Source organism: Candidatus Nitrosocosmicus sp. R, assembly GCF_054408505.1.
The window spans coordinates 2571806-2585155 of sequence record NZ_CP167090.1; the positions used below are offsets into that span (position 1 = coordinate 2571806).

At 34.9% G+C, this 13350-nt stretch carries 10 protein-coding genes; 4 read left to right on the forward strand and 6 right to left on the reverse strand.

The features are described from left to right. Nucleotides 1–144: a hypothetical protein gene (locus tag AAGU22_RS13325; protein ID WP_458719595.1), complete on the forward strand. Its 144-nt coding sequence runs from the start codon at nt 1–3 to the stop codon at nt 142–144. A gap of 497 nt (nt 145–641) precedes the next feature. Here AAGU22_RS13325 and AAGU22_RS13330 read toward each other — a convergent pair whose 3' ends face one another. Beyond that, nucleotides 642–2942, reverse strand: a complete 2301-nt coding sequence (locus tag AAGU22_RS13330; RefSeq protein WP_458719596.1) for a CDC48 family AAA ATPase — start codon at nt 2940–2942, stop codon at nt 642–644. Nucleotides 2943–3011: 69 nt separating this feature from the next. Beyond that, entirely contained in the window at nt 3012–3575 is a 564-nt protein-coding gene (gene hsp20, locus AAGU22_RS13335) for an archaeal heat shock protein Hsp20 (protein WP_458719597.1), read from the reverse strand. Nucleotides 3576–3701: 126 nt separating this feature from the next. Between hsp20 and AAGU22_RS13340 the strand changes: the two genes are divergently transcribed. Continuing rightward, complete coding sequence (locus AAGU22_RS13340) at nt 3702–4061, forward strand: hypothetical protein (protein WP_458719598.1); 360 nt, start codon at nt 3702–3704, stop codon at nt 4059–4061. Here AAGU22_RS13340 and AAGU22_RS13345 read toward each other — a convergent pair. From AAGU22_RS13345 to AAGU22_RS13355, 3 genes are all read right to left on the reverse strand, one after another. Further along, nucleotides 4020–4316: a hypothetical protein gene (locus AAGU22_RS13345; RefSeq protein WP_458719599.1), complete on the reverse strand. Its 297-nt coding sequence runs from the start codon at nt 4314–4316 to the stop codon at nt 4020–4022. The genes AAGU22_RS13340 and AAGU22_RS13345 overlap by 42 nt on opposite strands. A 19-nt stretch (nt 4317–4335) precedes the next feature. After that, the gene (locus AAGU22_RS13350) at nt 4336–4641 is read right to left on the reverse strand and encodes a hypothetical protein (RefSeq protein WP_458719600.1); all 306 of its coding nucleotides are present in this window, start codon (nt 4639–4641) and stop codon (nt 4336–4338) included. A gap of 1124 nt (nt 4642–5765) precedes the next feature. After that, complete coding sequence (locus tag AAGU22_RS13355) at nt 5766–7595, reverse strand: thiamine pyrophosphate-dependent enzyme (RefSeq protein WP_458719601.1); 1830 nt, start codon at nt 7593–7595, stop codon at nt 5766–5768. A 259-nt stretch (nt 7596–7854) separates the two neighbouring features. Here AAGU22_RS13355 and AAGU22_RS13360 point away from each other — a divergent pair, with 259 nt between their 5' ends. Beyond that, nucleotides 7855–9132: an alpha/beta hydrolase family protein gene (locus AAGU22_RS13360; RefSeq protein WP_458719602.1), complete on the forward strand. Its 1278-nt coding sequence runs from the start codon at nt 7855–7857 to the stop codon at nt 9130–9132. A 221-nt stretch (nt 9133–9353) separates the two neighbouring features. On the opposite strand, the gene AAGU22_RS13365 is transcribed toward AAGU22_RS13360, so the two are convergent. Next, on the reverse strand, nt 9354–11318 hold the full coding sequence (locus tag AAGU22_RS13365) for a helicase C-terminal domain-containing protein (RefSeq protein ID WP_458721788.1): 1965 nt from the start codon (nt 11316–11318) through the stop codon (nt 9354–9356). A 716-nt stretch (nt 11319–12034) separates the two neighbouring features. On the opposite strand from AAGU22_RS13365, the gene AAGU22_RS13370 reads away from it, so the two are divergent. Further along, the gene (locus AAGU22_RS13370; protein ID WP_458719603.1) at nt 12035–13012 is read left to right on the forward strand and encodes a bactofilin family protein; all 978 of its coding nucleotides are present in this window, start codon (nt 12035–12037) and stop codon (nt 13010–13012) included. The last annotated feature ends 338 nt before the right edge of the window (nt 13013–13350 follow it).

Here is a 13350-nt window from a genome sequence, read left to right on the forward strand (position 1 = left end):
TTGAATGCAGCAATTCTTGCATTCTTGATGGCTTTTATCTCTACAAATACTGAAGGTGCAGTAGAACTAACACAAGAGTCAATCTTTTCTCTAGCCTTATTAACAAATTCTATAATTGCGCTATCTGCCTCTTCTGAACCATGAACTACTTTAGTAAATGGATTGCCTTCCTTATCCTTTAAAATATCTGAAGGAAAATGTCCAGAGTTATCAAATGGCTCGCGCCTATTCTCATTATTTTTAGTTATAAGTGCACACCCAAATCTTTATTATGATTTATAGTTTTCACTGGATGAATGCGTCCGCACATAATATTTCATGACCATCAAAGTATAATAACATCGTTCTAACCATGAGTTTCTCGTTTGCATCCTAGTCGTCATGTTTTGACCTAGATATTAGAAAAAATTGACAATCTGGTGTTTGAAATACTTGAAATTCAATCGAGTTTTGACCAAATGATGATAACCCCTTAGAAAGGCCTAGATTCGAGTCCCAACTTCATCTAGTTCTTTGAATTAGGAATTAGTAACAGGTATCATGTTTTAGAAAATTACTTAATATTGAATTAGCTATACTAACCTGATCTTTCTATCCAAGTAGCCCAAAGTATTCTTACTATTTATTATATAAAAAATGTGTTATAGGCGCGATGGGATCTTGGTATTTGGTATATCTGACATGTGGAAATCATTTCTTTTCCTTATCTTTTTAAGTGCATCTTCAAAATGTTTCATGCTTATTTCTAATCCTGTAGATTTTGATTGGTTCTTCGGGATACCATCTTTCCGATCATTGTCAGGACTACCAGAAATTTCATCAGCATCTTCTAATTTTCTTGATTTTTCTCTTAAGAATATGTGTTCTTTTATTGCAGCTATAGCTGCCGCATTAACCAATGCTTCCAAATCAGCACCCGTATATCCTTCAGTTAGTTCTATCACTTTGTTAATATCCCATGTTGAATCTAGTGGTTTCTTTTTGGTATGTATTAGCAATATTTGTCGCCTAGCGTCTTTATCTGGTAATGGAACATCTATGATTCTATCAAATCGTCCTGGACGCAACAATGCTTCATCTATTATGTCGGGTCTATTTGTAGCGCCTATTATAACTACACCTTTCAAGTCTTCAAGGCCATCTATTTCAGTCAATAATTGAGATACCATTCTTTCAGTTACATGGGAATCCGTTGCTGAACTAGTATTTCTTCTGGGTGCTATTGAATCTATTTCATCAAAGAAAATAATACAAGGAGCAGCTTGTCTTGCTTTTCTGAAAACTTCTCTAACTCCCTTTTCTGACTCGCCAACCCATTTAGATAACAATTCAGGCCCTTTTATACTGATAAAATTTGATTCTGAAGTGGTTGCCACCGCCTTTGCTATCAGTGTTTTTCCAGTTCCGGGATGTCCATACAGTAATAAACCTTTTGGAGACTTTACATCTCCTTCTGAAAATAAATCTGGATACTTAAGAGGCCACTCAACTACTTCGGCTAATTCGTCTTTAATATCAGAGAGGCCACCAATATCTTCCCAATGCACATTTGGTTTTTGAACCTGTATTTCTCTCATCGCAGAAGGTTGAATATCCTTCAGTGCATTTTCAAAGTCATCGTCAATTATTTTTATTTTGTTAAGAACTTCTATTGGTATTTTTGATTGTTCCATATTTATTTTCGGTAGTTCTCTCCGTAAAGAACGCATTGCGGCCTCTTTTGATAGAGATTCTAGATCCGCACCTACAAATCCGTGAGTAATTTTTGCAAATTGTTCTAAATTGATGTTATCCACCAGAGGCATTCCTCGAGTATGGATTTGAAGTACATCATACCTACCCTCTCTATCTGGTATTCCAATTTCAATTTCTCTGTCAAATCGACCAGGCCTTCTTAAAGCTGGATCGATAGCATTTGGCCTATTTGTAGCACCTATTACTACCACTTTTCCTCTAGCCATCAAGCCATCCATCAGAGTTAATAATTGAGATACGATTCTTTTTTCTACATCTCCAGAGACCTCTTCTCTTTTTGGAGCAATAGAGTCAATTTCATCGATAAAAATGATAGAGGGGGCATTTTCTTCTGCCTGTTTGAAAGTGTCCCTTAATCGTTCTTCCGATTCACCGTAGAATTTACTCATTATTTCTGGTCCCCCAATAGAATAAAAGTTGGCGTTTGTCTCATTAGCTACTGCTTTTGCCAGTAATGTTTTTCCCGTTCCCGGAGGTCCATATAAAAGAACACCTTTAGGAGCTTCTATTCCAATTCTTTCAAATATTTCGGGATGCCTTAGTGGTAGTTCTATCATTTCTCTGACTTTTTGTACCTCGTTTCTTAGCCCACCAATGTCTTCATAAGTAATCCGAGGCATAGCCCCTCTTGTTGTTCCTTTAGGAATAGCGCTAATAATAAACTCAGTTAAATGAGAATCTATGATAGTAACCTTGTTGGCAGGGCTTATACCATTAATAACAAAACCGATTTTTCTTCCCATTATATTTAATGGAATCACATCACCCCTTGTTACTACTCTACCATCGAGCAATTCTGGAAGATGCTCTTCTAGACCTGCTATGTTTAGCTCTTCTGTAGGAGAAAGTATTAGCTGTTCCGCTTTTTCTATATTATCAACCTTTCTAATGGTTACTCTATCATCTATTCCTTCACTAATATTGTTACGTGTATAACCGTCTATTCTTATCAAACCTTTGCCATAATCAGAAGCTGGGCTAGACCACAATAAAACATATGTACTTTTATTTTTCTTATTAATAACTTCGATAACATTTCCAGGCGATAGACTCATCATTTCCATTACCTTTGGATCTACAAGAGCCATTCCCTTTCCTACGAATTTCGAATTAGTTTCAGCAATTTTTAATGATTTTGATTGATCTCTAATATAAGGATCACCTTTATTATTAGAATTATCGGTCATATTATTCTCACACTCACACATCCTCGTGGTGATTTAATAACAAAAATTATAGAAATAAAGTATTTTACTTTACTCTATCTTTATCTCCTTTCCTTTAGATTTTAACGGAGCTTTCAATTTGACCTTTAATTCTAATATGCCATTTGAATAACTGGCTTTGGCCGAGGTATCTACTATCTCTGCATTTAGCGGTATTTCGGTATGATACTTTTTGTCGCCTTTTTCAGCATGTATTACAATTTGCTTCTCCGATGCATTCAATTTGATATCCTCTTTTGAGATACCTGGCATTTCTGCTGTAATTGTTAAGGAATTGCTCTTTTCGTCGACAGAAGTATCCACCAAAGGTTCTCTCGTATTTGATTGTTGCACCAATCCTTTTGAACCGGGCTTAATATTTCCGAATTCTCTTACATGCGGTTTTCCATCAGGGCCCACTGTTATTTGGTATCCATAATAATAAGGAAACCTTGAAGCTTCTCTAAACGAATCCGCAGTTAAAGGACTTATACCCTGCGCCGTATTAAAGACTCGATTTAGCATTTCTTCAGCTTGTGAAAATTCCCTATCCATGTCTCCAAAAAAATTTCTGAATGAATTTCTTCTTGGAATTAAATCCCAATTGTCAAGCATTCAAATCACCTGACAGTTTGTAATACATATTACATTATATATTTTTTTCTAACAGTAGGCGCCAAAAACATGTAAAGTAAAAAATATATTACATATTATGAATTTAGGTAGTTTGGTGATCAAGTTATGAATCCAAAAGAATTTGTAGCAAAAATCATCGTTGGACCAATAAGATCACGACAAAGATTTGTAAGGAAATATTCCTCAATAAGGTGGGTGCTGTTACCTGCTGGTATCCTGCCCTTACTATCTTTGATAAGTACGAATTTTTTTGTGTACGCACAGAAATTAAATGATGAAAATCAACAGCAACAGATCGCAGACCAGATGTATGAAACACTAAATATTGCTCGGGCAAAAGTGGAAACTGCAACATCATTAGGAGCCATCGGAAATGGTGTACCAGATATATATGGTATCCCCGTCCAAGACGGCGCTGTTAACTTAGGCGTCTGGCACCTCCTTGTTGTGTATTTTTACAAATAGATTCAACCAGTTTTTGACATGGTCTAGTTTACACTTCTCTTTACTACATGGAAAGTAATCGTCAAATCCTTCAGTTCGATCCTTGATGTACTGCATAGTTCTTTCAATCAGACTTTTCTCAAACGAAGAATTGATATGGTGTTTTAGTTTTAGGAATCTACAAGCCATTGGGTACCAGGTTCCACCGTCTGTTGATACGACATGTTTTCCGTGAATCTTGATCAGACCTGAAATAAATCTCTCTGCGATAAGCATGTTCCTCTCCTTGGATTTATTAGCTAAGAAAGAGTGCGAGAATTTGCCTATTTTCTGGTTCGATTGCTGCCCATAACCAGGAGTATTCTGAGCCGACTTTTATTAATGTCTCATCAATGAGGTATTCTGATATTTTTGTTCTTCTTGTTGAAACCTTTCGAGGTTTATACCTTTGAATCCAATTCCAAATTGCAACGTGACTTCTATTGATAATATGTAAAAAGGACAATGCCTTGGCAGTATTTCTAAGCGATAAGCCAAGAAAGTACAAATACAGACCATAGTAAATATGCTCTGAAGATGTTTTATTTCTTTTACTTAACATAACAGAAATAGAGCGTCTTTAAGCTAAAGATTTATCGTTAAGTTAACAGGGCCTCCAAGACCTTCTAATAGTTTTTATAATTACTGCGATTGGGAGTATGCTGTCTTATGTAGCTGTCAAAACGTCGCTTAAATATGCAGATAAAATAAAGATTTCCAGAACTTCCATTTGTCACAATATGACCTAAAGGAAAAAGCACCATTTCACAAAATATTATTTTTTTATCTGCATTTTTGATTTCTAAAGATATAATAAAAAAGAATATTAACGAGCATTTAATTAGATTGTTATTTACTTTCATATTTTGTAGATTTACGGATACAGCTGATCAATCCCTAATAATTATCAGATTATTTCTGGTCGTCTACGTTGTTACCATACACTGCCTAACTAAAAAGAAAAAAATTTTATTTCACTAGTAATGTGTGTCATTATCCTATTCTTTGCCTAAATTGGATATACCGCATATTTTTCCTTATTTTATTTCAAATTTTCTAAATCGGCAGAAAGCTAATTTTAAGCCAAAATGTTTATAACAACAATCAATTAACTATTAGTAGGTATGAATCTTTGGTTAGTCTTTTGCATATGTACTTGTAAAACTGCTATTTGTATCTAATTTTTTCTTGACTGTTTGAAGAGTTTCAGACTCAAAAAATGTTTCTATGAGACGGATGCCCTAAATAGGAGGTAGCTTTTATTACATAACCTATCATATAAGGAATAGTCAGATCTATAAAACTAACATACCACAGACGATAAAAACTTGCAATTATCAACAAAGTTTGTGAAGTAATAAATAGCGTTTTGAAAAGTATAACATATCTCCGACAAGAAGTATTGATTAGGATATTACTCATACAGTTCGTCATAAAATACCTTATATCCTTAAAACATTAGGTTCCAAAATATTATACGATAAATAACCATAAAATTTCAAGACCGAATAACTACAAGCATACAAGCTATTAGTTCCATTATTTGTTACTAGTCCCCACGGATGAGGCTTCTATTAATATATTGTATCGAAATAAAAGATTGGTAGGAAATTTAATCAAGATTCATCGTCTTCTCTTGATACACTCTTACGTGTTTCTTTGTCGGCGGCCTGTAGTCCTTTTTCGTCATGTCTCATTATAAGAACCCTTGTGATCATGATCTTTTAATGAATTATGATGATGGAAACCTCGCAATCTTTCATGGATCTGATTTCTATAGAGTGTTAAGCCTATCCTGGAGGCATATGGTTGTCCCCTTGCAAATGATTCCGCAATGTTCTTTACAAACTCCGGTTCCACTTTTGGAGGCATTGGAGGATCAAATGGATCTACATACGCTTCAATAATTGTGGGTTTTTTTTCCTTCATTGCTTGGTGAATGATTAGTCCTACATCTCCTGGTTCTGTAATAGTATAGCCTTTTCCACCACATTCATCAGCAAAACTTGCAAAATTAATAGGAGTAAATTCTACAGCATATTCGGGGTTTCCGAGAAAAGCCATTTGTTCCCACCGTATCATTCCTAATGTGTTATTTTTTATTATCACAACCTTGATTGGTAAATCATATTGAACTGCTGTTGCAAATTCCCCCATTAACATGGTGAAACCTCCATCCCCGACAAAAGCCACCGATTGCCTATCTGGAAATGCAATTTTGGCTGCTATTGCATATGGCAAACCACATCCCATTGTTGCAAGAGTACCCGAGAGCGAAAATTTCATTTTATCATGAACAAAAATATACCGGGCGGCCCAAATAGTATTGGTTCCGCTATCTACGGAGATAATGGCATCATCATCTAATTCATTGGAAACAGCAGTAGCTATGACTTGAGGTTTAATGGGCTTGTCAGTACGACTGCCTTGTTCTTTTAACAAACTTGCCCATTTTTTCATTTCTTTTTGTTTTGATGTTAAAAATTCGTTATCTTCTTTATATCTTTTGTTTAGGAGCGGAATCAGAGAATTCAGTGTTTGTTTGGAGTCTCCAACCAACCCTATATCCACAGGATATCGTAATCCGATTCTCTCAGGTAGAATGTCAATTTGAATTCCTCTTGCTTGTCCGGGTTTTGGAAGATAGTCAATATATGGAAAGGATGTTCCTATCATTAGTATCGTATCTGCTTCATTCATTGCGTCACTGGCGGGACTCGTTCCTAACATGCCAATACCTCCAAGATTGTAGGGACTGTAATCGGAAATTACGGCTTTTGCCAAAAGGGCTTTGACTACAGGGGCATTAAGCATTTCACAAATGGTAACAACCTCGTCACTAGCGTCTAGAGCTCCTTGACCGACCAGTATTACTATCTTTTTTCCATCGTTGAGAATATTTGCAGCCTTTCTTAGTAATTCCGGACTTGGAATAACGTCATGGTTAAAAATATCCGAGGTATGGCCCTTTACCTTATGTGGGGAATATTTACCTTTTAATTTTTGTTCTTGGACATCTATTGGAATGGTCAAGTGACTCACTCCTCTACGGCCCAAAGCATTTCTGCATGCTATATCTACTGCCATTTCAGCATGTTCTGGTGAGTTTATCATGTTGTTATATGTAGCCACATCAGAAAACAGCTGCAAAAGATTGACATCTTGTTGATAGTTGGAGCCAATAAGATCAGAATAGGTGGTACCTGTAATAGCCAGGACAGGTGTACTATCAAGTTTGGCATCATACAATCCGGTTAAAAGATGTATGGCACCTGGCCCGGACGTAGCAACACAAACTCCTAACTTTTTTGTATATTTAGCATAAGCACAAGCCATAAATGCTGCGGATTCTTCATGTCTCACCAAAACAAACTTTATTTTGTCTTGTCTTTGTCTTAGTGCTTCAATAAAACCATTGATACCATCACCGGGTAACCCAAATACAACATCTACACCCCAATCTATGAGTGCCTCAGCCACAATATCGGCCGTTTTAAAATTCTCATATTCATTCATATATTATGAAGTATATCATGAAAGTATTTAGTGACACTCATAATTTTAGACTCTTAAATATGATCATCCTAGGATCATGATTTTTTCCTTGTGATAGAACCCGACCCTAGGGATCTAACCGCAACTGGACTCCGATAAATTTGACTATTAGGAGGTGGTTTTTGACTTTGGAGATATGAAAAATAATTCATTTATGATAAAGCTTGAAATTATTTTATTTATATACTGATAATTCATTGGCTTCATATGATATAAGTAAATGAAGCTAGTTTTTGAAGATCCTACATTTTCTTTACAATTGCTGAGAGCAATTAGTGAAACATATTCTAGAGGAGCTGATATTGGAGAATGTCTGTCAACAGCATATCGGATTAAGGAAGGTAATTTTGATAGTTGGTATGAAGAATGGCTAAAGACAGCAAAAAGGATCCATACTTATGCGGAAGATTGTATTAATAAACATCATAAAGTGAGTGCACGAGATGCTTATCTACGAGCATCAAATTACTATCGTGTATCTGCATTCTTGTTGGTCGAGCCTGATGATCCAAGAATTCAAAATACTATAGAATCAAGTAAAAAATGCTTTAAGAAAGCTACGGCGTTATTTCCATTTCCTGTGGAACAAGTGGAAATTCCATATGAAGGAACCACTCTACCAGGTTACTTTTTTCACGTACCAAAATCAAATCATAGTATAATTGATGATCTAACAAATAGTAGAAAAAATCTTGACAATAATGAAGGCACTCTCTATCCAACATTAATAGCCCATGGCGGTTTTGATTCCACATTGGAAGAGCTATATTCTTTTGCAGCTGCACCAGCAATAGAAAGAGGATATAATTGTTTGATATTTGAAGGACCAGGCCAAGGAGAAGTAATTCGTAAACAGAAAATTCCTTTTAGACATGATTGGGAAAAAGTTGTGACTCCTGTACTAGATTTTGCTTTATCAAGAAAGAGTGAATATAATATAGACCCAAAAAAAATAGCTCTAATGGGCATAAGTATGGGTGGGTATTTGGCTGCAAGGACCATTGCATTTGAACCTCGTATATCTGCATGTGTTCTTTATAATGGCGTTTATGACGGATATGATTCTATAAAATCTGGATTCCCATCAGAATTATCAGATGCAGTTGAAAAAGGTGACTCAGAGTTTGTAAATTCATACCTAAATCGTTTGATAGAAACAGATGCAAACATAAAATTCAATATGAAACATGGGATGCATACTACCGGAAACAATTCACCCTACGAACTAATTACTGGAGCAAAAGCGTATTCAATCAAAGATATTATAAAAGATATTAAAACACCCACCCTCGTGTTAGATGCTGAAAAGGATGACTCATTTCCAGGTCAACCTAAAAAGGTTTACGATGGGCTGGTTTCTGTTCCATCTTCATCCAAAGAATATATACTTTTTACTGAAGAAGAAGGCGCCGAGGAACATTGTCAATCTGGGGCTCCTGCAATTACTAATCAAAGGATATTTGATTGGTTTGATCAAATATTAATGAATAATCCTTAATTTTTTTATTTCCTATTAAGATCTTTTCTGGTTCACTATTACTTAATTGATCTTGTTTATCATCTACATTTATCATGATGAATCTTAATTGTTATTATATTATAGTATATGTATATTTTAGATACCAATAGTTGATAGAATATAGATAAATAATGAGATCAATATGACAAGGAATTCAGATGTGTAAATATGATAAAATGATAAGCAAAATTTTCTACCCGCTAACCTTTGATTGCTTGAATAAACCATCCGGGTAGGGTGTTTCTATTCTTTCTTATAAAATAGCTAAAAGCCGAATCCAAAACATATGTCCTTGCCCAATCATCTTTGGATCTAACTGATCTTCCATATGCCTGTATTAATCTTAATGCTGTCTGCCAATAATACCATTCTTCATCAACATCTCTCTTTGCATTAGTCCACCTATCACTTTTGTTTGGATATGGCACTTTAGTTATAATCTGAAATCTTGACAGGTCATCCTTCAAATCAAGTCCTGTGTGAAGTGAGGGTGAAATAAGTACCGTTGGTTTTGGAGTGGAAGAATGTTGAGATATAATTTCGTCTCTTGGTATTTCTGGATCAGTAATTAGGAGCCTTCTTGCATTCTCCTTAGATAGATTTTCTTTGATAAAGTTAAGTTGCTCATACGATGTTGTATGGATTATGCCCTTGTCATTTTTATGAGTAGACATTAAATTATCAACGACATTAGAAATTTTAGACATAATATCAATAGATTGTAAGTTACTGTAATTAAGATATGCAACTTTTAGGGGATAAATTGCTCTATGCTCTATTGGAAAATCAGATTCAACTTGAATAAATTTTACTTCATCAGAATCTAAACCAATACTTTTACAAAATGCCTTGTTATTTAGGATAGTCGCACTCATTATCAGCGTTTTGGATCCCTTTTCAAAGACAGCCTTACAGTAGGGTGATATATCTAGGGGTTTTAATTCCACTTTCTCTACTTTGTAATTGTCTTTTTTGATATCTGAAATTATCCAATTTTTTGGGTTTGCAAGTATGCTGTTTATTGTTCTTGTCAATCTTTCTGTGTCTTTAATAGCATCAACAGTAAGCTCATCGCCAAGAGTTTTTGTATTATCTTTTGATGCAATTTCAACTTTAGCATATTTCTTTGCTATTTCTTCATCACTTTCAAACAATTCAGTTGCAGAAACTATTCTCTTTTTGTAATCTCGGTTTTCTGATAATAACTTTCTTGAATTATAGTATTCAAATTTAACATTTCTCTCCATATCCAGTACGGATGCCAAAGAATCATTACCAATTGCAGATAATATGTTGGTTTCAAGATCTATTAAAAAATCAATCCATCTTTCAATACTGTCATAACCATAATCAACTATATCAAAATTACCCACATACCGTTTCCATCTTTTTTTAGATATTGATAATCCCCTAAACTTTACAATTTCTGTTTCTAAAAGATGTCCCTCATCTAATACCAAAAGTTCCCTTTCAGAAAGGCGTTTATTATATGGTAAGAATGCAAGAAAAATAGAATAATTGAATATAGAATGACTGGATGCCAATGCGATATTTAGTTGATTGAAGTATTCACAAGGTTTCCACTCTCTTCGTATCTTTAGTTTGCTTATAGGTAACCATTCAGAAAATTGTTTTTGATATTTTCGTTTAGTATCACTGTCAATGTATATTTTTTCATCCTTTGTTCTTTCATTAATTGTCTTAAAGTCTTTCGCAAACGTCCTGTACTTGCAGCCATCCTCTTTAAAGGATTCATTAGTTATACAAGTTCCATATTCAACAGTCGTGTGATAACATTCATTTGGATTAGATGAAGCACATATACCACATTGATAGGTTCCATTGTCTACAAAGTCTTGTTTAAGTAAACAAGGGAAGTTATTTTTTCCCTTAGCTGCCTTAATATATTGAAAATCATTGGAATATTGGGTTTGTAAGTCTTTGGTAGATGTACAGATATAGCTTGAACCTAAGCTCAAAGCAAGTGCTATGGCTACTGCACTTTTTCCAAATCCGGTCGGAGCTTCTAATAACACATATCTGTAACCAGAATTAAAGGCAGTACGTATGTCCTCTAATACCCTTTTCTGATTTTCTCGTTGTGTTGAAAATGGGAAATTCCCTATTAGATCAGATTTCGTAAGGGGTTGTGGAAGGTTATACAGCTAAATTCATTTTATATTATCATGACGGTATTATAAATTTCAGTTCTGTATCATGCTCAGAGATGGAAATGGTAGTTTGAAATTCACAACATAATCGCAAATTTTTAGACCAAATGACAAAACCTAATTAAAAAAGATTTAGCATGATTAGGGCGAGTATGTACAATCCATCTTTATTCGAACCTAGTGCCACTAGGAACTTAATCCCCCGCAGAGCAGCTCTTTGGTCATGACTGGACTCGAAGATATTATATCTTATCTCTACCGATTAATTCATTAAAATAACGGAAAAAACAACCGGTGCGTGGTTAATATAGACACAAGGCGAAGGTAATGGAGTTATGCAACAATGCCCAGACTGCGGATATTGTAATAGGAACCTTTCTTCCTATTACACAATTATTCTAACTATAAGTTTTATTCTCTGTTCATAGTGCTATTCAACGACATTATTCTCTTATTTGACTATCGGTTTGTTTGTTAATGCATCCATAAATATTCTCGAATATCGATTAAATGGGTAAAGTCATATTTTTGCTTAAATTAAAGTATTAATAAAATGTAAGGATGATGATAATAGATGAAATGTTTACCCTATAAATTTAAATTTGACTAGGTATTGGTTATCTAATAAAATGTTGCGAAATAGTGTTTCTGCTAGAATAAAATATTTCTTCATTTTCTGTATAACAGCTCTAGTTTTAGTACCATTAGTTATGCCAGATTCTGCCTTTGCTTTGCAAGCTATTTCGGGAAATCAGATTTCAATACAAGAACCTATACAAGATGAAGTGTTAATCTTTGGAGAAACGGTAAGTATTGACGCACCTGTCAAAGGAGCGATAATATTTGCAAATATTATTCATGTCAATGCACCGATAGAGGGTGACCTTCTTGCAGCTGGGCGACAAGTAACGGTGAATGCAGATGTTTCAGGAAAAATTGTAGCTGCTGGAAATACGATAGATTTGGGGGGAAAATCAACAAATGCAATATTAGCAGCTAACAACATACATTTCGATCCAACTTCTGTGGTAACTAAGGACGCGTATGTTGCAGGCGGAACTATCACCAATGAGGGTAATATATCAGGACAACTGGTAGCGATGACTGACAATTTCCAAAACAATGGCACTATCGGAGACCTAGAGGTAAGGAGCCCAGACTCAATGATGCCGGATATAGAGGGGTGGCTTAATCTTTTTGGTATTTTGTTTGTAATAGGATTTGGTATTTTAGGTATCATACTTGTCAAGTTACTACCAAATCAGTTTGATTCAGTTCGGTTGGTTATGAAAAAATCCATAATAAAAAACACGGTGGTGGGATTTCTATTAATCATATTGTTCGTAGTTGTAATAGTACTATCGGCAATCACTGTGGTAGGTATACCAGTCTCAGTTTTTGGTTTATTGGTTCTTCTCATTGGGTTAATCTTCTCATCTTTAATGGTATCGTTTGCTATAGGAAAAAAAATCCTCGAGTTATTGGGGCGAAAGCCGTCGTCAGGAGATATCAACAATATTTCTTCTTTTTTAATTGGATTTGTCATACTCAATCTTTTGTACGTAGTTCCTATTCCCTACTTTGGTCAAATAGCCCAAGTGATCGTGACTAGTATGGGATTTGGAGCGATTTACTACACGGTTCACAAAGGTCGGTCTCCAGTTTCTAATGATAGGGTGACTATATAATTATTGTAATGCTGATATACGGGGTCGTTCTTATGTAATAGACTGACTCTTTCCTCCAATAAGTGTGTAGTAGATATCTCTGTGAGATAAACCAGAATTGCAATTGCAATTGCAATAATAGGTAAGGATGTAACTTTTTTCTAGTTTATATAGGCTGTCGAATTCTTTTTGAAATCAAATGTCCATATTTGCATTAGAACTCTACTATCACAGGAAACATGATCCACACGAATGAGAACTACTATCAATATGTTGTCAACTAGACATTCATCGAAATCATCATACATTGATATCAGTAAAGAGAATCAATTTGACTCCTAGACTCTAGTTGGTCTAGT